This is a genomic window from Actinomycetospora termitidis, from assembly GCF_030286555.1.
Classification (GTDB): Bacteria; Actinomycetota; Actinomycetes; order Mycobacteriales; family Pseudonocardiaceae; genus Actinomycetospora; species Actinomycetospora termitidis.
Window position 1 is genome coordinate 69,893 of record NZ_JASVWF010000003.1, and the last position, 20,421, is coordinate 90,313.

The 20,421-nt window shown below is 74.4% G+C and carries 19 protein-coding genes; 12 read left to right on the forward strand and 7 right to left on the reverse strand.

Going from position 1 to position 20,421, the window contains the following annotated elements:
- The first annotated feature begins 45 nt into the window (after window positions 1–45).
- Window positions 46–1,395 carry a neutral zinc metallopeptidase gene (locus QRT03_RS13785; protein ID WP_286053441.1) on the forward strand — a complete coding sequence of 450 codons (1,350 nt, stop codon included), beginning with the start codon at window positions 46–48 and terminating at the stop codon, window positions 1,393–1,395.
- A 28-nt stretch (window positions 1,396–1,423) separates the two neighbouring features.
- Here the strand turns inward: QRT03_RS13785 and QRT03_RS13790 are convergent, their stop codons facing one another.
- A complete protein-coding gene (locus QRT03_RS13790) occupies window positions 1,424–2,410 on the reverse strand; it encodes a tetratricopeptide repeat protein (protein ID WP_286053442.1) in 987 nt (328 codons plus the stop codon).
- Between the two features lie 3 nt (window positions 2,411–2,413).
- Window positions 2,414–2,719: an MTH1187 family thiamine-binding protein gene (locus QRT03_RS13795; protein ID WP_286053443.1), complete on the reverse strand. Its 306-nt coding sequence runs from the start codon at window positions 2,717–2,719 to the stop codon at window positions 2,414–2,416.
- Window positions 2,720–2,748: 29 nt separating this feature from the next.
- Here QRT03_RS13795 and QRT03_RS13800 point away from each other — a divergent pair, with 29 nt between their 5' ends.
- Complete coding sequence (locus QRT03_RS13800; RefSeq protein ID WP_286053444.1) at window positions 2,749–3,252, forward strand: MarR family winged helix-turn-helix transcriptional regulator; 504 nt, start codon at window positions 2,749–2,751, stop codon at window positions 3,250–3,252.
- 3 nt (window positions 3,253–3,255) lie between these two features.
- Here the strand turns inward: QRT03_RS13800 and cydC are convergent, their stop codons facing one another.
- The 3 genes from cydC to QRT03_RS13815 are packed head-to-tail and all read right to left on the reverse strand — an operon-like array spanning window position 3,256 to window position 8,948.
- Window positions 3,256–6,492 carry a thiol reductant ABC exporter subunit CydC gene (gene cydC, locus QRT03_RS13805; RefSeq protein ID WP_286053445.1) on the reverse strand — a complete coding sequence of 1,079 codons (3,237 nt, stop codon included), beginning with the start codon at window positions 6,490–6,492 and terminating at the stop codon, window positions 3,256–3,258.
- Window positions 6,493–6,539: 47 nt separating this feature from the next.
- Window positions 6,540–7,526, reverse strand: coding sequence for a cytochrome d ubiquinol oxidase subunit II (gene cydB / locus QRT03_RS13810; RefSeq protein ID WP_286053446.1), 987 nt, complete (start codon window positions 7,524–7,526; stop codon window positions 6,540–6,542).
- A gap of 9 nt (window positions 7,527–7,535) precedes the next feature.
- Window positions 7,536–8,948 carry a cytochrome ubiquinol oxidase subunit I gene (locus QRT03_RS13815; RefSeq protein ID WP_286053447.1) on the reverse strand — a complete coding sequence of 471 codons (1,413 nt, stop codon included), beginning with the start codon at window positions 8,946–8,948 and terminating at the stop codon, window positions 7,536–7,538.
- A 101-nt stretch (window positions 8,949–9,049) separates the two neighbouring features.
- On the opposite strand from QRT03_RS13815, the gene QRT03_RS13820 reads away from it, so the two are divergent.
- Window positions 9,050–9,436, forward strand: coding sequence for a BlaI/MecI/CopY family transcriptional regulator (locus tag QRT03_RS13820; RefSeq protein WP_286053448.1), 387 nt, complete (start codon window positions 9,050–9,052; stop codon window positions 9,434–9,436).
- A 32-nt stretch (window positions 9,437–9,468) separates the two neighbouring features.
- Window positions 9,469–10,395: a M56 family metallopeptidase gene (locus QRT03_RS13825; protein WP_286053449.1), complete on the forward strand. Its 927-nt coding sequence runs from the start codon at window positions 9,469–9,471 to the stop codon at window positions 10,393–10,395.
- A gap of 27 nt (window positions 10,396–10,422) precedes the next feature.
- On the opposite strand, the gene QRT03_RS13830 is transcribed toward QRT03_RS13825, so the two are convergent.
- Together QRT03_RS13830 and meaB are read right to left on the reverse strand one after the other, a co-directional pair.
- Entirely contained in the window at window positions 10,423–10,575 is a 153-nt protein-coding gene (locus tag QRT03_RS13830; RefSeq protein ID WP_286053450.1) for a hypothetical protein, read from the reverse strand.
- Window positions 10,576–10,627: 52 nt separating this feature from the next.
- Window positions 10,628–11,599: a methylmalonyl Co-A mutase-associated GTPase MeaB gene (gene meaB / locus QRT03_RS13835; RefSeq protein ID WP_286053451.1), complete on the reverse strand. Its 972-nt coding sequence runs from the start codon at window positions 11,597–11,599 to the stop codon at window positions 10,628–10,630.
- Between the two features lie 101 nt (window positions 11,600–11,700).
- Here meaB and mce point away from each other — a divergent pair, with 101 nt between their 5' ends.
- The 8 genes from mce (at window position 11,701) to QRT03_RS13875 (ending at window position 20,416) form a co-directional block, all read left to right on the forward strand.
- The gene (gene mce / locus QRT03_RS13840; protein WP_286053452.1) at window positions 11,701–12,150 is read left to right on the forward strand and encodes a methylmalonyl-CoA epimerase; all 450 of its coding nucleotides are present in this window, start codon (window positions 11,701–11,703) and stop codon (window positions 12,148–12,150) included.
- A gap of 150 nt (window positions 12,151–12,300) precedes the next feature.
- Window positions 12,301–13,578 carry a crotonyl-CoA carboxylase/reductase gene (gene ccrA / locus QRT03_RS13845; RefSeq protein ID WP_425604853.1) on the forward strand — a complete coding sequence of 426 codons (1,278 nt, stop codon included), beginning with the start codon at window positions 12,301–12,303 and terminating at the stop codon, window positions 13,576–13,578.
- 209 nt (window positions 13,579–13,787) lie between these two features.
- A complete protein-coding gene (locus QRT03_RS13850; RefSeq protein ID WP_286053454.1) occupies window positions 13,788–14,819 on the forward strand; it encodes a DivIVA domain-containing protein in 1,032 nt (343 codons plus the stop codon).
- A 229-nt stretch (window positions 14,820–15,048) separates the two neighbouring features.
- Window positions 15,049–16,389: a type III glutamate--ammonia ligase gene (gene glnT / locus QRT03_RS13855; protein ID WP_286053455.1), complete on the forward strand. Its 1,341-nt coding sequence runs from the start codon at window positions 15,049–15,051 to the stop codon at window positions 16,387–16,389.
- A gap of 8 nt (window positions 16,390–16,397) precedes the next feature.
- On the forward strand, window positions 16,398–17,267 hold the full coding sequence (locus tag QRT03_RS13860; protein WP_286053456.1) for a class II glutamine amidotransferase domain-containing protein: 870 nt from the start codon (window positions 16,398–16,400) through the stop codon (window positions 17,265–17,267).
- Entirely contained in the window at window positions 17,255–17,932 is a 678-nt protein-coding gene (locus QRT03_RS13865) for a glutamate synthase (RefSeq protein ID WP_286053457.1), read from the forward strand. Before QRT03_RS13860 ends, QRT03_RS13865 begins: the two co-directional genes overlap by 13 nt.
- The gene (locus tag QRT03_RS13870) at window positions 17,932–19,242 is read left to right on the forward strand and encodes an FMN-binding glutamate synthase family protein (protein WP_286053458.1); all 1,311 of its coding nucleotides are present in this window, start codon (window positions 17,932–17,934) and stop codon (window positions 19,240–19,242) included. Before QRT03_RS13865 ends, QRT03_RS13870 begins: the two co-directional genes overlap by 1 nt.
- A complete protein-coding gene (locus QRT03_RS13875; protein ID WP_286053459.1) occupies window positions 19,235–20,416 on the forward strand; it encodes an NAD(P)/FAD-dependent oxidoreductase in 1,182 nt (393 codons plus the stop codon). The genes QRT03_RS13870 and QRT03_RS13875 overlap by 8 nt, the downstream gene beginning before the upstream one ends.
- Window positions 20,417–20,421: the final 5 nt, after the last annotated feature.

The window sequence follows — 20,421 nt, forward strand, 5'->3', positions numbered from 1 at the left end:
CGATTCGACACCCACGCGCGACCCGGCTCCAGCACACTGATCCTCGTGCGGATCCGGGTCGTGCTGGCGGTGCTGTCGGTGCTGGCCGTCCTGGTCACCGCGGGGTGCGCGTCGGCCGTCGACGGGCGGGCGTTCGCCGGCCGGCAGGTCAGTGCGGGGCTCGACCCGGTGTTCGTCCGGGACAACGACGGTTCGGACGACGACCGGCTGGCCGCGGCCGTCCTGCGTGACCTCGAGGGCTGGTGGGCCGGGCAGTTCCCCACGATCGCCGGCGGGGAGCGGTTCGTGCCGCCGCGGGGCTACTTCTCGGTCGACTCGGCGCGCCCCGGTCCACCACCGCCCTGCACCGAGTCCACCGACGAGGTGGAGGGCAACGCCTTCTACTGCCCGCGGGCCGACGTCATCGCCTACGACCGTGCCGCGCTCATCCCGGTGCTGCGCGAGGAGTTCGGCGACTCCGCCGTCGTCGTCGTGCTCGCCCACGAGTTCGGCCACGCGATCCAGCAGCGCCTCGAGGACGTCGTCACCACCAGCGCGAGCCTCGGCTCCGGCGCGCCGACGATCCTCTCCGAGGGGCAGGCGGACTGCTACGCCGGCTCGTTCCTGCGCGCCGTGCACGAGGGGCAGACCCCCGACCTGCGCACCGGCGACGCCGGGATCGACGCCGCGATGAGCGCGCTGATCACCTTCCGCGACCCGGTGGGCACCGACGCCGCGGACGATCGCGCGCACGGCAACGCGTTCGACCGCGTCGCCTCGTTCCAGGACGGCTACTCCGACGGCGTCGGGACCTGCGCGCAGATGACGCTGCAGAACCGGTCGTTCACCCAGCAGGCGTTCGCCACGCTCTCCGACGCGCAGAGCGGGGGCAACCTGCCGCTGCCCGACCTGCTGCGCGCCATGGGCACCGACCTGGACCGCTTCTTCGGCGGCCTCGTCCGGGCGCAGGGCGGGCAGTGGACCCCGCCGACGATCTCCCAGGGCGGCGACGGCTGCGGGCAGGGTGCCGTGGGGCTCTGCGACGGTGCGATCAACGCCGACGAGGGGCTCGACCGCATCCACGACTCCATCGGCGACTACGCGAGCGGCACCCTGCTCGCCTCCCGCTACGCGCTCGCGGCCCTGGCCGCCCTGGGCCGCCCGACGACGGGTCCGGAGGCCGGCCGCAGCGCCCTCTGCCTGGCCGGCGCCTACACCGCGGACGTCGGGGCGCCCGGCTCGGACTTCAGCCTCTCCCCCGGCGACCTCGACGAGGCCGTCAACCTGCTGCGCGGCAACGACGACGCCGCGACCGGCACCGACGGCGCGGTCACCGACGCGACGGCCTACGCCCGCATCGCGGACTTCCGGCGCGGGGTGGACGGCGGCGCGCAGCCCTGTCTGGAGCTGCGCTGACCGGACCAACCCGGCGTCGGGACAGCCCTCAGTAGAGCGCGCGGGCGAGCGCGCGCCGAGCCGTGGTGACCCGGGGGTCATCGGCGGCGAACAGCTCGAACAGCGAGACCAGGTGCTCGCGGGCGGCGTCCCGGTCCTCGCCGGCGGTGCGCTGCACCGTCTTGACGAGCCGGTCGAACGCAGCCTCGACCTGGCCGCCCGCGAGCTCCGCGTCGGCGGCGGCCTTCTGGGCGGCCACGTCGTCGGGGGCCGCGTCGGCCGCGGCGATCGCCGACGGGTCCGCGGACTCCGCGCGCGACATGAACCGGACCTGCGACAGCGCGGCCTGGGCCTCGGCGTTGGCGGGCTCGGCGGCGAGGATCTGCTCGTAGGCGGCCACGGCGGCGTCGTAGTCGCCGCGCTCGAGGGCCTCCTCGGCGGCGGTGAACCGCGGGTCCTCGGGCTCGGGCGCCGGCTCGGCCGACTCGTCGCCCCCGAAGCGGGCCTGGGCCTCGGCGATCCCGGGCATCTGCTCGCCGAGCTGCTCGAGGAGCTGGGTGAAGAACGGGCGGAGCTGGTCCTCGGGGTAGATCCCGGAGAACGACTGCACCGGGCGCTGCGCGACCACGACGTGCACCGTCGGGATCTCCTGCACCTGGAACATCTGCGCGATGCGCTGGTTCGTCCGCAGGTCGACCCGGGCGAGCACCCAGCCGCCCCGGCCCTCGACGGCGAGCTTCTCCAGGGTCGCGGAGAGCTCCGCGACCGCCGGGTCGCCGGACGCGGTGAGCTCGACGACGACGGGCAGCGTCATCGACCGGTCGAGGATCTCCTCCTGCAGGTTGGCCTCGGTCACCTCCACGGCGACCGAGCCGCCGGACGACGGCGCGGCGCCGCCGCCACCGCCGGACGCCGGCCGCTGCGGGGCGTTGCGCTGCTCGGCGCGGGCCTTGAGCCCGGACAGGTCGACGGCCCCGGCCATCGCCGAGGACAGGGCAGCCGCCTGAGCGGCCTGACGGGGATCGGGGCGTGCCACGGGTCAATCCTGCCAGCTCGACAGATGCTCCTCGACCCGTGCCACCTTGGCGTCCATCTGACCGCTCCAGCCGGGGCGGATGTCCGCTTTGAGCACGAGCGAGACCCGCGACCCGTACCGGCCCGCGGCTTCGGTCGCGCGGCGCACCACGTCCATCACCTCGTCCCACTCCCCCTCGAGCGAGGTGAACATCGACGAGGTCTCGTGCGGCAGCCCGGACTCGCGGACGACCCGCACGGCGGCGGCGACGGCCTCGCTCACCGAGTCGGACTCCCCACCGCTGGGGGCGACACTGAAGGCAACGATCACCGGTCCATCATCCTGCTAGATTCGCGCCGATGCCCGCGTCCGAGCCGCTGCCGTTCGATCCGATCGGACGGGCCGCCGACATCTGGTCGGTCAAGATCGGCGACGCCACGACGATGGCCGCCACCACGAGCGTGTTCCGGGTGCAGCAGATCCTGCAGCAGGCGGTCGACTCCGCCCTGCGCCCGCACGAGCTGACGTTCGCCCGCTACGAGGCGCTGGTGCTGCTGACCTTCTCCCGGCACGGCGCCCTGCCGATGAGCCTCATGGGTCAGCGCCTGCAGCTGCACCCGACGTCGATCACCAACATCGTCGACCGTCTGGAGGGCGCGGCCCTGGTCCGCCGGACGCCGCACCCGAGCGACAAGCGCACCACCCTGGTCGAGATCACCGCCGCCGGGCACGACCGCTGCCGCGAGGCCACGGCCGCCGTCACCGCGGTGGAGTTCGGCCTGGTCGGGCTCGGCGAGGACGAGGTCGAGGCGCTCACCGGCCTGCTCGCCAAGGTCCGCCGCGCGGCGGGCGACTTCGCCTGAGCCTCAGACGCCCTCCGGTACGCGCAGGCGCCCGTCGGCGAGGTCGAGGACGGTGTCCATCCGGTCGAGGCCCTCGGGGCGGTGGGTCAGGAGCAGGACGGTCCGCGGCGCGGCGAGCAGGTCGGCCATCAACGCCTCGGCGGTCGGGACGTCCAGGCCCTCGGTCGGCTCGTCGAGGATCCACACCGCGGGGTCGGCGACCACCAGACGTGCCGCGGCCAGCCGACGCCGCTCCCCGCCCGAGACGCTGCCCGGCCCGATCACGGTGTCGAGGCCCTCGCCGAGCGAACCCACCCAGCCGTCGAGGTGCACGCGGCGCAGCGCCGCGAGCAGGCGCTCGTCGTCCGCTTCCGGGGCGGCGAGGAGCAGGTTGGCGCGGACCGAGGCGGTGAAGACGTGGTCGTGGTCGCCGAGCAGGCCGACCCGTCGTCGCACCTCGTCGCCGGGCAGGTCCCTGACGTCGGTCCCGTCCAGGGCCACGCTTCCCGACATCGGGTCGAGCAGCTTGAGCAGGACGGCCGCCAGCGTCGACTTGCCCGAGCCGGACGCCCCCGTCACCGCCACCCGGGCCCCCGGTGGGAGGTCGAGGTCGACGTCGCGGAGGGCGGGCGAGCCCGGGGTCCATCCGGCGACGAGGCCACGGACCCGGATCGACGATGGCGCCCTGCACGCATCCGTTGGGAGCAGCGCGCCATCGTCGGTCGGGGAGGCACGTCCCGGCTCCGTTGCGGGCGGTGGCACCGCGGCGAGGGCGTCGAGTCGCGCCCGGGCCTGCCGCCCCCGCACGAGGGCCCGGGCAGCGGCGGGCAGCGCGAGGACGGTGCCGGCGAGGGCGGTCGGGAGCAGCACGACGATGCCGACCAGCTCCGGCGACGCGTCCAGCGACACCGCGGCGAGGGCGGCACCGACCGTCGTGACGCCCAGCGCGAGGTGGGCCGCCCCGTCGAGCAGACCGTCGTGGACGGCGGCCCGCCGTCGCGCCCGGTCGAGGACCGCCGCCCGGGCCCGGGGGACGGCGAGCACGTCGTCGCGGTCGCGGGCGGCCAGCTCCTCGCGGGCGGCCACCGTCTCGACGACGGCGGCCCGGAGCCGGTCGCCGGCGCGGTCGAGCGCCGGCACGTCGCGGCGGGCGGCCAGCGCGGCGAGCAGCGGGACCACCACCCCGGCGACGCCGAGCCCGACCAGCAGCGCCGGCACGGTCCCCGGCACCGCGAGCCACGCGACGAGCAGCACGACCGGGAGGACCACCCCGGCGACGAGCACCGGCTGCCGGCCCCGCACGAGCCCGTCGAGCCGCACGTCCACGTCGTCGACCGCCCGGGCGAGCAGCTCCCCGCGGCGTCCGGCGACCGCGCCGGGCACGCGGTCGACGAGGACGCCGACCAGCGATCGCCGCCAGCCCGCGACCCGGGAGAGCGCGTCGTCGTGGGTCACCAGTCGCTCCAGGTAGCGCAGCAGCGGGCGCAGGATCGCGCTCGCCCGCACGATCACCACCGCCACCGACAGCGTCAGCACCGGCGGCCGCGCGTCCGCCCGCACGATCAGCCACGTCGACGCCGCCGTCAGCACCAGCCCGGCCAGCACCGACCCTGCGCCCAGGACGACCCCAGCCGTCGTCGAGAACCGACGACGAGAACCTCCGCCACCCGAGCGAAGGGCCCCGTCGCTCGATCTACCCGACCGGAGGGGCCCCTCGCTCGAGACGGGTGCGGCCGCCGCCGGCCGCGACAGCGTGACAACGCGGTCCGCCGCCGCCAGTGCGGCCGGCCGGTGCGCGACGACGAGCACCGCGGCGCCGCGCCGGGCAGCGGCGCGCAGCAGGTCGAGCACCCGGGCCTCGGTGGCCGCGTCGAGGTGCGCGGTCGGCTCGTCGAGCAGCACCGTCTGGCGCGGCTCGGCCTCGAGGGCGACCAGCACGCGCGCCAGGGCGAGCCGCTCGCGCTGCCCCGCGGACACCGACCCGCCCTCCTCGGCGAGGGGGTCGTCGGGGCGCAGGGGCAGGTCGAGGGCGTCGAGCACGGCCCGGTCCGTCGTGCCGATCGCCTCGCCGACGGTGCGCGCGTGCGGGAGGGTCGGGCGCTGCGGCAGGTACTGCAGCGGCCGGCCGACCTCGACCCTCCCCTCGTCGGCGCGGATCGCCCCGGCGAGCACCCGCAGCAGGGTGGTCTTCCCCGCGCCGGACTCCCCGGCCAGCGCCACGACCTCGCCGGCCCCCACGGTCAGCCCGTCGAGGGCCAGCGCGTCGCTCCGGCGGTGCGGGTAGCGGATGCGGACACCGGTGGCGCGAGCGCCTCGTGAGGACTCGCGGCGGCTGTCGCCGCCAGAAGTGCTCACGAGGCCGGAGGCCACCTCCGAGGCCCGCGCCACGTCGTGGAACCGCGCCCCGACCTCGCGGATCGGCCTGTACGCCTCCGGCGCCAGGAGGATCGCGACGAGCGCCGGGGCCAGGCCCAGCGACCCGTCCACCACCCGCAGGCCGGCCGAGACGGCGACCAGGCCCACGGACACGGTCGCCACCAGGTCGAGCGCCGTCGTCGACAGGAACGCCACCCGCAGGAGCGCCGAGGTCGCCCGCCGGTGCGCCTCGCCGGTCCGGGCGACCTCGTCGACCTGCCGGCGCGCCCGTCCGAACAGCCGCAGCGCCGCGAGCCCGGCGACGACGTCCAGGACATGCCCCGCCAGGCGCTCGCCCGCCGCCCACTGGCTCGCCGCGCGCTTCTCGGTCACCCACCCGATCAACGCCGCGAACACCGGCAGCAGCGGCAGCGTCGCCAGGACGATCAGCGCGGACGGGCGGTCCGCGACGAACAGCCCGACGAGCACCAGCGGCGGCAGCACCGCGGCCAGCACCAGCGCGGGCAGGTAGGAGGTGAACCAGGCGCGCAGGTCGTCGATCCCGCCGCCGGCCAGCTCGCGACGCGCGCGGCCACCCGGGTCGCGTCGCTCGGCGTCGGGGTCGCGCGCGTCGAGCAGGTCCTCGCGCAGCGGCTCGACCACCCGCGTCGCCGTGCCCGCGGCCACCCACGGCAGCGCGGTCGCGACGAGGGTCCGCACCACCACGGCGCCGACCAGCCAGGCGATCTCCGTCGTCGGCCGCCCACCCCCGACCAGCGAGGCCACCAGCAACCCGGCCGCGACCAGGGCGACCGCGTCGGCCACCGCGCCCAGCGCCCCCAGCACGACCTGCGCCGCCACCCCGGGCAGCGCCGGCCGCGCGAGACGCAGCAGCCGCACGTCCACCGGGCCGGCCCTCCGGGTCGAGCTCCGCTGCGCTGCGTCTCCCGCCACTACGCCACCCGCTCCGACGCCACCCGCCGCCGGAACACCCAGTACGAGAACGCCTGGTAGGCGACGACGCCCGGCAGGATCAGCACCGCGCCCACGGTGATCACCGTCAGCGCGTACGGCGAGGCGGCCGCACCCGCGATCGTCAGCGACGACGCCGGGTCCAGGGTCGAGGGCAGCACGACCGGCACGTGCGCGGTGAACGCCGCCACCACGGCGCCTACCACCCCGAGGGTCGCCGCCGCGAACGCCGCGCCCTCGTGCCGTCCGGCCGCGGCCAGTGCCGTCACGACGGCGAGCAGCGCGACCACGCCCGCAGTCAGCGCCGGCAGGCCGCCGACCAGCAGCGCCACGATCCCGACGACGACGGCCGCGAGGGCCGCCGTCGCGACCGCCACCCGGCGCGCCCGCTCGCGCACCGGACCCGTCGTGCGGAGACCGAGGAACGTCGCGCCCTGCAGCAGCGCCGCGAGCACCCCGAGGACCGCGCCGGTCGCCGCCGGCCACGAGACCAGCGGCCCGAGCGTCCGCTCCAGGCCGTTCCCGACGACGGCTCCGGCCGGGTCGAGCGCCAGCCCGGTCGTCGCGACGCCGACCACCGCACCGAACAGACCCGCCGTCAGGAAGGAGGAGACGGCCAGCGTGCGCTCGCACCGGCGGCGCCACGCCGGGGTGTCGACCTTTCCGCGGAACTCGATCGCGACCCCGCGCGCCGCCAGCGTGAGCAGGGCCAGCACCAGCGGCAGGTAGAGCCCGGAGAGCAGGGCGGCGTACCAGTCGGGGAAGGCCGCGAAGGTGACGCCGATCGCGGCGACCAGCCACACCTCGTTGCCGTCCCAGACCGGACCGACGGTGCGGATCGCGGCGCCGCGCTCGTGGTCGTCGCGCCCGAGCACCCCGGCGAGCATCCCGACGCCGAAGTCGAAGCCCTCCAGGGCGAAGAACAGCACCCAGCAGAGCACCGCGAGGCCGAACCAGAGGATCTCCATCACGCGCTCCTAGTAGCTCGGCTCGAGGACGGATGCGGCGGTGTCGTCGGCGGCCGGTGCCGGGTGCAGCGGCGCCGGCTCGGCGCGCGAGACGTGCAGCACGAGCCGCGCCCACACCACCGCGAGCACGCCGTAGACCAGCGCGAACCCGGCCAGGGAGGCGATCAGCTCGACGGGGGTCAGGGTGGGCGAGACGCCGTCGCGGGTCTGGAAGAGGCCGAACACCAGCCACGGCTGGCGGGCGGTCTCGGTGAACAGCCAGCCGAAGGTCGCGGCCGCCGTCGGCAGCACCGGGAGGACCCACAGGAAGCGCAGCAGCCAGCGGTCGGCGAACCACGCGGGCTCGAAGTCCCGACCCTTCCGGGTGCGCCAGAGGACGTAGGCGGCCACGGCGGTGGCGACGACGCCCAGCCCGATCATGAGGCGGAACGTCCAGTACGCGACCGGGATCCACGGCGTGTAGTCCCCGGGGCCGAACTGCGCGGCGTACTGCGCCTGCAGGTCGTCGATGCCCTGGACGGTCGCGGTCGGGTCGCCGGTGGCGAGGAAGCTCAGCAGCCACGGGACGTCGAGCGACCACGGCGCGTCCTGGCCCGGCAACTGCACCGCGAACAGGCTGAACGGGGCGTGCGAGGTCGTCTCGTAGAGCGCCTCGGCGGCGGCCATCTTCATCGGCTGGACCTCGGTCATCACCTTGCCCAGCACGTCGCCCGTGAGGCTGACCGCGGCCCCGCCGACCAGGGTGGTCCAGGCGCCCACGCGGGCGAGGACGCGCCAGGTCGGGCCGTGGTCGGCCGTGGCCCGGCGCCGCCACAGGCCGATCGCCAGGAGCAGCGCGCCGCCCGCCATGAAGGCGCCCGCGATCGTGTGCGGGAACGACGCGACGACGACGGGGTTGGTCAGCAGGGCGGTGAAGCTGCCGAGCACGGCCCGCCCGGTCCCCGGGTCGATCGCCGCCCCCACCGGGTGCTGCATGAACGCGTTCGCCGCGAGGATGACGTAGGCCGAGATCAGGGTGCCGATCGCGACGACCCAGATCGTCGCCAGGTGCAGCCCGGGCCGCAGCCGGTCCCGCCCGAACCACCACAGGCCCAGGAACGTGGCCTCGAGGAAGAAGGCGAGCATCCCCTCGATCGCGAGGGTCGGGCCGAAGACGTCGCCGTAGTACTGCGCGAACGCCGACCAGGAGAGCCCGAACTGGAACTCCTGGACCAGGCCGGTCACCACGCCCACGGCGAAGGTGGCCATCAACAGCTTCCCGACGAGCATCGTGGCCCGCCCGTACCGGTCGTCACCGGTGCGCCAGAAGGCCGTCTGCAGGCCCGCCGTCAGTGCCGAGAGCGAGATCGACAGCGGGACGAACAGGTAGTGGTAGACGGTGACGACGGCGAACTGCAGGCGTGAGAGCTCCAGTGCGGTCACGACCCGACCTCCTGTCGACTACGACGCTTCGTAGTATCTACGACCAACCGTAGTACGACACGGGTCGTTGACACATCGTGTTGCTGGGTACACTCGCTCGCGTGGCCCTGGGAGAGCTCGAACGCGCGGTCATGGCGCAGCTGTGGTCGGCGATCGAGCCGCTCACCGTGCGGGACGTCCACGATCGACTGGAACGCGAGCTCGCCTACACCACGGTCATGACCGTGCTGGGCCGGCTGGCCAAGAAAGGGCTGGTCAGGCAGGAGCGCGACGGCAAGGCCTACCGCTACGCCGCCGCCTCGAGCCGCGAGCAGATGGCCGCGTCGCTGATGCTCGACGCGCTCGGCGACGTCGGGGAGGACCGGACCGCGGCCCTCGTGGCCTTCGTCGACCAGGTGGGCCCCGAGGAGGCGGAGGCGCTCCGCCGCGCCCTCGACACGCCGCCCAACGGCACGCCGCGCCCGGCGGAGCGATCACCCGAGTCGTGAGAACCGCCACCCAGGCGCCACACTGACTGTCCATGGCGTCGGTGTGGCTGGCGGGGCTCGCCCTCGTGCTCGCCGGGCCCGTGCCCGCCCTGCTCGCACGCGCCCGGTGGACCCGTGCCGTGCCCCGTGCGGCGATCGTGCTCTGGCAGGCGGTGGCGGTCGCCGCGGTGCTCGCCGCGGTCGGCAGCGCGCTCGCCGCGCCCGAGGCCCTGCTGCGGGTCCTCACCCATCCCCAGGAACGGACCGGGGCCCCGCTCGCCGTCGCCGTGGGCGTCGCCGCGGTGCTCGCGGGGCTGATCGTCGTGCGGCTCGTGGCGGTGCTGGTCCTGCTCGCCGTGCGCACCCGCAAGCGCCGCGCCCGGCACCGCGACATGGTCGACCTGCTCGCCCGCGCCGAACAGGGCGAGGCCGTCGGCTCGCTGCGCACCGGCACCGTGCTGCGCGTGCTCGACGGCGCGGTGCCCTTCGCGTACTGCGTCCCCGGGCGCGTGGGCCGCGAGGGCCGGGTGGTGCTCACCGGGGCCACCCTGGAGACGCTGGGGCCGCACGAGCTCAGCGCGGTCATCGCCCACGAGCAGGCCCACCTCGACGCCCGCCACGACCTCGTGCGCGAGGGCTTCACCGCCCTGCACAAGGCGTTCCCGGTGATCGTGCGCAGTCGGGAGGCCCGCGACGCCGTCGCGCTGCTGCTCGAGATGCTCGCCGACGACGCCGGCCGCAGCCGCCACGGCGACGACGCCATGGCCGGCGCGCTCGACGCGTTCGCCTCCGCCTCGGACCGGGCGGGCTACGGCACCGACGTCGTCGAGCGGCTCGACCGCATCCGCGCCCGGGTGCGGGGCGGACGCGCCCTCGCCGCCGGGACGTACCTCGCGGCCGTCGCCCTCGTCGTCGTCCCCACCGTCACGATCGTCATCCCGTGGCTCACCGACGCCCTCCCGACCGTCGGTGTCCGCTGAGCCCGCAGACCCCACACGACCGGACCCTCACGACGAGGGCCGCTCGCCCGGCCACTCCCGCATCGCCCCGCGCCGCCCGCGGTGCGCGCCGCGGCCGCGCCGCCACCGCCGCCGCGCCCGACCTGCGTAGTCCGCGCCCTGCAGCAGGGCCATCACCGCGACCATCCACCAGCACAGCATGTCCGCCCCTCCCGTCGGGCTCTCCGTCTCCCGACGGGAACGGACGGTAGCGTCACCCCCCGTCAACCTCGGCCGCTGCGCGCAGCCGGTCGGCCGCCGCGAACGGGTCGAGCCCCCCGCCGGCCACCTCCCCGGCCAGGGCGTCCAGCGCCGCCGAGCCGGAGACCGCCCGGAGCTGCGCCCGCAGGTCGGCCAGGGCGATCGCCTCGATCTCGGCCCGCGCCCGCCGACGCCGCCCCTCGTCGCCGCGGCCGTGCGCGTCCATCCAGGCGCGGTGGGCGTCGACGGCGGCCAGCAGGTCGTCGATGCCGCGCCCGGCCGAGGCGACCGTGCGCACCACCGGGGCCCGCCACTGCGGACCGGTCCCCCGCCGGCCCATCGCCATCGCGTTCTCGATCTCGCGGACGGTGGTGTCGGCGCCGTCCCGGTCGGCCTTGTTGACGCAGAACACGTCCGCGATCTCCAGGATCCCGGCCTTGGTCGCCTGGATGCCGTCGCCCATCCCGGGCGCGAGCAGGACGACGGTCGTGTCGGCGAGGGCGACCACCTCGACCTCGGACTGGCCCACGCCCACCGTCTCGACCAGCACGACGTCGCACCCGGCCGCGTCGAGCACCCGCAGCGCCTGCGGAGCCGCCGCGGACAGCCCGCCGAGGTGGCCGCGGGTCGCCATCGACCGGATGAACACGCCCGGGTCCGTGGCGTGCTCGCTCATCCGCACGCGGTCCCCGAGCAGCGCGCCCCCGGAGAACGGGGAGCTCGGGTCGACGGCGAGCACCCCGACCCGCCGTCCGGAACGACGGATCTCCGCCACCAGGGCGGACGTCGTCGTCGACTTGCCCACCCCCGGGGACCCGGTCAGGCCCACGACCAGGGCGTGCCCGACGTGCGGGGCGAGCGCGGCGGCGAGGTCGCGCACCTGCGGCCCGCCGTCCTCCACCATCGAGACCAGCTGGGCGACGGCCCGCGGGGAGCCCTCACGGGCACGGTCGACGAGGTCGGTCAGGTCCGGCACGTGCGGCATCCTGACACCGCCCGGCTGATCGGAGGGGGTCACCCGTCCGAGGTCGGGGTGGTGGCCGTCACCTGCTTGGCGTCTCGATTCAGTCGCTTACTGTCCCGAGCATGACTGCACAGCTCGACGCAGCGGTCGGCATCGTGGCCGTGGACCACGTCGGCATCGCCGTCCCGGACCTCGACGAGGCCATCGCCTGGTACGCCAGCACCCTCGGCCTCGAGGCGACCCACACGGAGACGAACGAGGAGCAGGGCGTCCGCGAGGCGATGCTGCACGCTCCCGACGACACCTCCGGCACGGCCGTCCAGCTGCTCGCCCCGCTGAACGAGACCTCCACCATCGCCAAGTTCATCGACCGGAACGGCCCGGGCCTGCAGCAGGTCGCCTACCGGGTCCGCGACGTCGAGGACACCGCGGCCCGGCTGCGGGAGAAGGGCGTGCGGCTGCTCTACGAGACCGCCCGCCGCGGCACGGCCGACTCGCGCGTGAACTTCGTCCACCCCAAGGACGCCGGTGGCGTCCTCGTCGAGCTCGTGCAACCCGCCGCGGGCCACTGACCGGCGCCTGACGGACGCCTGACCCACGTCACCCTTCTCGCCGTACCTACCCGTCGGTAGCCTCACCGCCACCCGACACCCCGGAGGCTCTTGACCGTGCACGACATCCGCGAAGCCATCCTCGCCGACGATCTGGCCGGCATCGGCTCCATGACCGTCCCCGAGTCCTACCGGGGCATCACGGTGCACGCCGACGAGGCCGACATGTTCGCCGGGATGCCCGCCCAGGAGAAGGACCCGCGCAAGTCGCTGCACCTCGACGAAGTGCCCACGCCCGAGGTCGCGCCCGGCGAGGCACTGGTCGCCGTCATGGCCTCGGCGATCAACTACAACACCGTGTGGACCTCGATCTTCGAGCCCGTGTCCACGTTCGGCTTCCTCAAGCGCTACGGCCGGATCTCCGAGCTGGCCAAGCGCCACGACCTGCCCTACCACGTGGTGGGCTCCGACCTCGCGGGCGTCGTCCTCAAGGTCGGCGCGGGCGTGCAGATGTGGAAGCCCGGCGACAAGGTCGTCGCGCACTGCCTGTCGGTGGAGCTGGAGAGCCCCGCCGGCCACGACGACACGATGATGGACCCCGAGCAGCGCATCTGGGGCTTCGAGACCAACTTCGGCGGCCTCGCCGACATGGCCCTGGTCAAGACCAACCAGCTGATGCCCAAGCCCGACCACCTCACCTGGGAGGAGGCCGCCTCCCCCGGGCTGGTCAACTCCACGGCCTACCGCCAGCTGGTCAGCCCGCACGGCGCGAACATGACCCAGGGCGACGTCGTGCTGATCTGGGGCGCCTCCGGCGGCCTGGGCTCCTACGCCACCCAGTTCGCCCTCAACGGCGGCGCCACCCCGGTCTGCGTGGTCTCCTCCCCGGCCAAGGCCGAACTGTGCCGCAAGATGGGCGCCGAGCTGATCATCGACCGCTCCGCCGAGGGCTACAAGTTCTGGTCCGACCCCGAGACCCAGGACCCGCGCGAGTGGAAGCGGTTCGGCTCGAAGATCCGCGAGCTCACCGGCGGCGACGACCCGGACATCGTCTTCGAACACCCCGGCCGCGAGACCTTCGGCGCCTCGGTCTACGTCGCCAAGCGCGGCGGCACGATCGTCACCTGCGCGTCGACCTCGGGCTTCATGCACCAGTACGACAACCGCTACCTGTGGATGAACCTCAAGCGGATCATCGGCTCGCACTTCGCGAACTACAAGGAGGCCTACCTGGCGAACCGCCTGGTGGCCCAGGGGAAGATCCACCCGACGGTCTCCAAGACCTACGCGCTCGAGGAGACCGGTGAGGCGGCCAACGACGTCCACCACAACTCCCACCAGGGCAAGGTCGGCGTCCTCTGCCTCGCCCCCGAGGAGGGCCTGGGCGTGACCAACCCCGAGCTGCGCGAGCAGCACCTCGAGGGCATCAACCGCTTCCGCGGCGAGTAGGCCCTCCGGGTCCCGAGCGAACGGCACTCTCGCAGCATCCAGGCGCGCGAGAGTGCCGTTCGTTCGTTTCCGGCGACCCCTTCCCGACGGCGGGGCGGTGCCGGTGACCCGACTCACCCGGCCGTGTGACCGGTGCTGATCCGACCGGGAGCGGCGTGTCCGTCCCCCGACCGTGGCCGTGTCGCACACAGCCCTAGTAACCTGGGGCGATGCCGTCCGGTGACCGTGATCTGCTGCCTCTGGGCACCGGCTTCGACGTGGTCCGTCGGGGCTACGACCGCGGCCAGGTGGAGGAACACCTCGACCGCGTCGAGGCCGATCTGCGCATCCTCACCGCCGACCGCGACGCCGCCGTGGCCCAGGCCTCCGAGCTCGCCCGCGCGCTCGACCGCACGCGCGCCCACGTCGAGGAGCTGCGCGCCCAGATCGACCGGCTGGCTGCGCCGCCGGACTCGATGGAGGGCCTCTCCGAGCGCCTGCAGCGGATGCTGCGCCTGGCCCAGGACGAGGCCCGCGAGATGCGCTCCTCGGCCGAGCAGGCCGCCCGCCGCGCGCGCGAGGAGGCCGACGAGCGCGCGAGGAGCACCATCGCGGAGGCCGACCAGCAGGCCGCCCGCACCATCGCGGAGGCCGACGAGTACGCCCGGGGCACGTCCGACGAGGCCCGCCGTCAGGCCCAGGAGACCCACGACGCCGCCGAGGCCGTGGCCCAGGAGACACGGACCCGGTTCGACGCCGGGCTCGCCGACAACGAGCGTCGTCGGGCCGAGATGGAGGACGAGCACCGCGCGCTGATGGATTCCGCGCGCGCCGACGCCGCCCGCATCCGCACCGAGGCCGAGAACGAGCGGCGCCACCTCGACGAGGAGTCCCGCGCCCGGCGGGCCCAGGTCGAGGAGGACTTCGAGATCGCGATGGCCTCGCGGCGCACCGAGTCGATGCGGGTCCTCGCCCGCAGCGAGGCCGACGCCCGGTCGCGCGCCGAGAAGCAGCTGCGCGACGCCTCCGAGGAGGCCCGGCGCCGGCGGCGGGAGGCCGACGGCGAGGTCGCCGAGATCCGTCGCCTCCGCGCGCGCGTGACGAACCAGCTGGCCACCCTCCGCGAGTCGCTCTCCGACCTGCCCAGCCTCGACGCGTTCCCCGACGAGACGCCGGACGACGCCACGACGCCCGTCCCGACGCCGAGCGTCGCGGCCGACGGGCACGGCACCCGCCGGGACTACGAGACCACGTCGTCGTAGGTCCTCCCCCGTGGTGACCCGCTGACTCGGCGTCGAGCGGGCCCTCAGTGCTGCCCAGACGGCCCCGGCGCAACGCTGGAGGACCCGCTCGGCGGCCGTCCTCGCGCGCGGCCCGCCGCGGCAGCGAAAACCCGTCCGGTCGCCTCTTTACATCCCGGCAACCTCCGTGGTCTCCTCTTGCGAGACGCTGTTTCCCGTCGAGAGATCACCGAGTCGCCGAGGAGCCCCCATGACCGTGATCGACCCCCGGACCGACGGGTCCCCGACCACCCTCGCGAGCCCCGTGAGTCTCGCCGACCGGGCACGTGCCGACGGCGTCCGCTTCCTGCTCGCGCTGTTCGTCGACCTCACCGGCAAGCCGTGCGCGAAGCTGGTGCCGGTCGAGAGCGCGGACGAGCTCGAGCACGAGGGCGTCGGGTTCGCGGGGTACGCGGTCGGCGCCATCGGTCAGCAGCCGTGCGACCCGGACCTCATCGCGATCCCGGACGTGAGCAGCTACACCCCGCTGCCGTGGGTCCGTGAGGGGCTGGCCCTCGTCCACTGCGACCCGCACGTCGAGGGTCGACCCTGGCCCTACGCCCCGCGGGTCCTGCTCAAGGCGATGCTGGCCAAGGCGGCCGGACTCGAACTGATGGCGGGCGCCGAGGTCGAGTACTTCCTGGTCGCGAAGGACGAGGACGGCACCCTCCGCCCCGCCGACGCCCTCGACGACGGGATCCGCCCCTGCTACGACGCCCGTGGCCTGACCCGGATGTACGACCACCTCACCGCGGTCTCCACCGCCATGAACGCCCTCGGCTGGGGCAACTACGCGAACGACCACGAGGACGCGAACGGCCAGTTCGAGCAGAACTTCGCCTACGCCGACGCGCTGACCACCGCGGACCGGGTCATCACCGCGCGGTACCTGATCTCCATGCTCGCCGAGCAGCGCGGGATGACGGCGACGTTCATGCCGAAGCCGTTCGCCGACCGCACCGGCTCCGGCATGCACCTGCACCTGAGCCTCTGGTCCGACGGGTCGAGCCGCTTTCCCGACGACAGCGACGGGCGCGGCCACGGCCTCTCCGAGCTCGCCTACCGGTTCCTCGCCGGCCTGCTCGAGCACGCCCCCGGGATGCAGGCCGTCCTCGCGCCCACCGTGAACTCCTACAAGCGCACCGGCGCCACCTCGACGCGCTCCGGCGCCACCTGGTCCCCGCGCCGCGCGACCTGGGGCGGCAACGACCGCACCCACCTCGTCCGCGTCCCGGACGGCCACCGCGTGGAGCTGCGCGGCGGCGACGGCGCGGCCAACCCGTACCTCGCGCTCGCCGTCGCCCTGGCCGCCGGCCTGGACGGCATCGACCGCGAACTCGAGCCCGACGTCACCCACGAGCGCCCCGAACTCCCCCCGACGCTGCTGCACGCCGTGGACGCCCTGCGCGCCGACGCCGTCGTCACCGCCGGGCTCGACGCGGCCGGGCCGGGCGTCGCCGAGTACTTCGCCGGGCTCAAGCGCGAGGAGTTCCTCGACTGGCACGGCACCGTCGGCTCCTGGGAGCACGACCGCTACCTCACGGCCTTCTAGGAGAGAAGATGTGCGGAATCGTCGGACTCCACCTGCGCGACCCCGAGTTGTACCCGCAGCTCGGGCGCCTGCTGGAGTCGATGCTGTGCGGGGTCGTCGAGCGCGGCCCGGACTCCGCGGGAGTCGCGGTCTACGGCGACCACCGGCGGGTGCCCGAGGGCCACGCGGCCGTCTCCGTCCTGCTGCCGCCGGACGCGGACACCACCGACCTGGACGCGCTGGTCACGACGGCGGGTGACACCACGATCGTGGCCGCTCCCGTCCCGCTCGAGACCCTCGTGGCCCGGGTGAGGGAGTCGTTCCCGACGGCGGTCGTGGTCGGGACCGGGCACGACCTCACGGTCTACAAGGGCGTCGGGCACCCTCGTGAGCTCGCGGCGACCTACGACCTGGTGAACGCCCAGGGCTGGCAGGGCCTCGCGCACACCCGGATGGCCACGGAGTCCGCGGTGATCCCCGAGGGGTGCCACCCGTTCTCCGTCGGGCCGGACCAGTGCCTGGTGCACAACGGCTCGTTCTCCAACCACGCCTCGATCCGCCGCGAACTGGCCCGTGAGGGTGTCACGTTCGACTCGGAGAACGACTCCGAGGTCGGCGCCCGCTTCGTGGCCTCCCGGCTCGCACAGGGCGAGGACCTGGAGAAGGCCCTCCTGGCGCTCCGCGAGACCTTCGACGGCTTCTACACCCTGCTCGTGACCAGCGCGGACGGCTTCGCCGTGGTCCGCGACCCGATCGCCTGCAAGCCCGCGGTGATCGCCGAGACCGACGCCTGGGTGGCGATGGCGTCGGAGTTCCGCGCGCTCGCGCCGCTGCCCGGCATCGAGCACGCCCGCCTCTACGAGCCCGAGCCCGGGAGGGTCTACGCATGGAGTCGATGACGTTCGATCTCTCGACGACGACGGTCCGCGCGCTGAACGCGGAGCTGCACGACCCGTCGGTCAAGAGCTACGAGGTGCTCCACCCCGAGGGCGCGCACGCCGTCGCCGCCGGGATCGACAGCGGCGTCGCGGTCGACGTGCACGGCCACGTCGGCTACTACTGCGCCGGCATGAACGACGGCGGGTCGGTGACGGTCCACGGCAACGCCGCCACCGGCCTTGCCGAGAACATGATGTCCGGGACCGTCCGGATCACCGGCGACGCCTCCCAGTCCGCGGGCGCCACCGCGCACGGCGGCCTGCTCGTCATCGAGGGCTCCGCGTCCATGCGCTGCGGTATCTCGATGAAGGGCGTGGACATCGTCGTCGGCGGCTCGGTCGGGCCGATGAGCGCGTTCATGGCCCAGGCCGGACGCCTCGTGATCTGCGGCGACGCCGGCGACGGGCTCGGCGACTCGATCTACGAGGCCCGGCTCTACGTCCGCGGCCGCGTCGGGGAGCTCGGCGCGGACTGCGTCGAGAAGGAGATGCGCGACGAGCACCGGGCCGAGCTGGCGGAGCTGCTCGCCGCGGCGGGGCTCGAGCACGACGTGACCGAGTTCCGTCGCTACGGCTCGGCCCGGCGCCTCTACCACTTCACCAGCGAGCACTCGGGGAGTTACTGATGGCCCTGCGCGAGTCCGCGACCTTCGGCCGGGGCGTCATCGACGACATCCAGCGCGCGGCCGAGACCGGCGTCTACGACATCCGCGGCTGGGGCGCCAAGCGCGCCGTGCCGCACTTCGACGACCTGCTCTTCCTCGGCGCCTCGATGTCGCGCTACCCGCTCGAGGGCTACCGCGAGCGCTGCGACACCGACGTCGTGCTGGGCGACCGCAACGCCCGCTACCCGCTGCACCTGCAGACCCCGGTGACGATCGCGGGGATGAGCTTCGGCGCGCTGTCCGCGCAGGCCAAGGAGGCCCTCGGGCGCGGCGCCAGCGAGGTCGGCACCAGCACGACGACGGGTGACGGCGGCATGACCCCCGAGGAGCGCGGCCAGTCCAAGCACCTCGTCTACCAGTACCTGCCCTCGCGCTACGGCATGAACCTCGCCGACCTGCGCAAGGCCGACGCGATCGAGGTCGTGCTCGGGCAGGGCGCCAAGCCCGGCGGCGGGGGGATGCTGCTCGGCCAGAAGATCTCCGACCGGGTCGCCGAGATGCGCACGCTGCCCGCCGGGATCGACCAGCGCAGCGCCTGCCGGCACCCGGACTGGACCGGCCCGGACGACCTCGCCATCAAGATCCTGGAGCTGCGCGAGATCACGGACTGGGAGAAGCCGGTCTACGTCAAGGTCGGCGCCACCCGCACCTACTACGACGTGAAGCTGGCGGTCGCGGCCGGCGCGGACGTCGTCGTCGTGGACGGGATGCAGGGCGGCACGGCCGCGACGCAGGACGTGTTCATCGAGCACGTCGGTATCCCGACGCTCGCCGCGATCCCGCAGGCCGCGCAGGCCCTGCAGGAGCTGGGGCTGCACCGCAAGGTCCAGTTGATCGTCTCCGGTGGCATCCGCAGCGGGGCCGACGTCGCGAAGGCCATGGCGCTGGGCGCGGACGCGGTCGCGATCGGGACGGCGGCGCTCATCGCGCTGGGCGACAACTCCCCGCGCTACGCCGCCGAGTACGAGGCCCTCGGCTCCGCGGCCGGCATGTACGACGACTTCCAGGACGGCCGCGACCCGGCCGGCATCACCACGCAGGACCCAGAGCTCTCGGCCCGGCTCGACCCGGTCGAGGGTGGCCGGCGGCTCGCGAACTACCTGCGGGTCCTGACGCTGGAGGCGCAGACCATCGCCCGCGCGTGCGGCAAGGCGCACCTGCGCCACCTCGAGCCGGAGGACCTCGTCGCACTGACGGTCGAGGCGGCGGCGATGGCGCGCGTGCCGCTGGCAGGGACGACGTGGATTCCGGGAGTGAAGAGCCATGCCTGAGGTGCTGATCGTCGGCGGCGGGCTGGAGGGCTGCGCCACCGCGTGGGCGCTCACGCAGCGCGGGGTCACCGACGTGACGATCCTGGAGCGGCACACCGTCGGCTCCGGCGGGACCGGGAAGTCGTCGGGCGTCGTGCGCTGTCACTACGGCGTCTCGTCGCTGGCCGCGATGGCGACGCGGAGCCTGGACACCCTGGAGCACGCCGTCGACGTGCTCGGGGAGGAGTCCGGCTTCCATCGGACCGGCTACGTCGTCGGGGTCGGCGAGCAGAACGTGGACGCCCTGCACGCGTCGATGGCCGACCAGCGCGCCGTCGGGGTCCGCACCGAGGACATCGACCGCACCGAGGTCGCGAAGCTCTGGCCGGTCGCCGACCTGGAACCGTTCGGCGCGTTCGCCTGGGAGGAGCGCGGCGGCTACGGCGACGCCTACCAGACCGCCCAGGCGTTCTCCGCCGCCGCGCGGCGCGCCGGCGCGACGCTGCGCCAGGGCACGGAGGTCGCCGGACTCGTCGTCGCGAACGGGCGGGTGACGGGCGTGCACCTGACCGACGGCTCGACGCTCGAGGCGGACGCAGTCGTCCTCACGGCCGGCCCGTGGTCGGTGGCGCTGCTCGCGGCGCACGGCGTGGACCTGCCGATCACGGTGCACCGCGAGGAGATCGTGCTGATCGACCCGGGCCAGGCGCTCGGCGAGGTCCCGGTGTTCTCCGACCTGGTGTCGCTGCAGTACATCCGGCCCGAGGGGTCCGGGGAGCTGTTGTTCGGCAACTCCGACCTGGCGGTCCTGCACCCCGCCGATCCCGACCGGTACTCCAACCAGGCGCGGCCGGAGACGGTGGACCTGGTGGTGGACAAGGTCGGGACCCGCTTCCCCGGCCTGGTGGACGCGTCGATCGCCTCCACGTACGCCGGCTGCTACGACGTGACGCCGGACTTCAACCCGGCGATCTCGCGCGTGGACGGGATCGACGGGCTGGTGGTCGCCGCCGGGTTCTCCGGGCACGGCTACAAGATCTCGCCGGAGGTCGGACGGCTCACGGCCGACCTCGTCGTCGACGGGGTCAGCTCGGTCCCGGAGACGCCGGCGTCGGACTTCCGGCTCTCCCGCTTCGCCGAGGGCGCGCTCCTGACGAGCCCGCACCCGTACGTGGGCGCGGGGCAGATGCGGTAGGGCCA

Bases quoted from the DNA above. Each gene is read 5' to 3' on its own strand.
- mce (WP_286053452.1), top strand. From the start codon at position 11,701: ATGACTGCACAGCTCGACGCAGCGGTCGGCATCGTGGCCGTGGACCAC.
- cydB (WP_286053446.1), bottom strand. From the start codon at position 7,526: ATGGAGATCCTCTGGTTCGGCCTCGCGGTGCTCTGCTGGGTGCTGTTC.
- QRT03_RS13800 (WP_286053444.1), top strand. From the start codon at position 2,749: ATGCCCGCGTCCGAGCCGCTGCCGTTCGATCCGATCGGACGGGCCGCC.
- QRT03_RS13865 (WP_286053457.1), top strand. From the start codon at position 17,255: ATGGAGTCGATGACGTTCGATCTCTCGACGACGACGGTCCGCGCGCTG.
- QRT03_RS13875 (WP_286053459.1), top strand. From the start codon at position 19,235: ATGCCTGAGGTGCTGATCGTCGGCGGCGGGCTGGAGGGCTGCGCCACC.
- meaB (WP_286053451.1), bottom strand. From the start codon at position 11,599: ATGCCGCACGTGCCGGACCTGACCGACCTCGTCGACCGTGCCCGTGAG.
- ccrA (WP_425604853.1), top strand. From the start codon at position 12,301: ATGACCGTCCCCGAGTCCTACCGGGGCATCACGGTGCACGCCGACGAG.
- QRT03_RS13825 (WP_286053449.1), top strand. From the start codon at position 9,469: ATGGCGTCGGTGTGGCTGGCGGGGCTCGCCCTCGTGCTCGCCGGGCCC.
- QRT03_RS13830 (WP_286053450.1), bottom strand. From the start codon at position 10,575: ATGCTGTGCTGGTGGATGGTCGCGGTGATGGCCCTGCTGCAGGGCGCG.
- QRT03_RS13860 (WP_286053456.1), top strand. From the start codon at position 16,398: ATGTGCGGAATCGTCGGACTCCACCTGCGCGACCCCGAGTTGTACCCG.
- QRT03_RS13870 (WP_286053458.1), top strand. From the start codon at position 17,932: ATGGCCCTGCGCGAGTCCGCGACCTTCGGCCGGGGCGTCATCGACGAC.
- QRT03_RS13850 (WP_286053454.1), top strand. From the start codon at position 13,788: ATGCCGTCCGGTGACCGTGATCTGCTGCCTCTGGGCACCGGCTTCGAC.
- glnT (WP_286053455.1), top strand. From the start codon at position 15,049: ATGACCGTGATCGACCCCCGGACCGACGGGTCCCCGACCACCCTCGCG.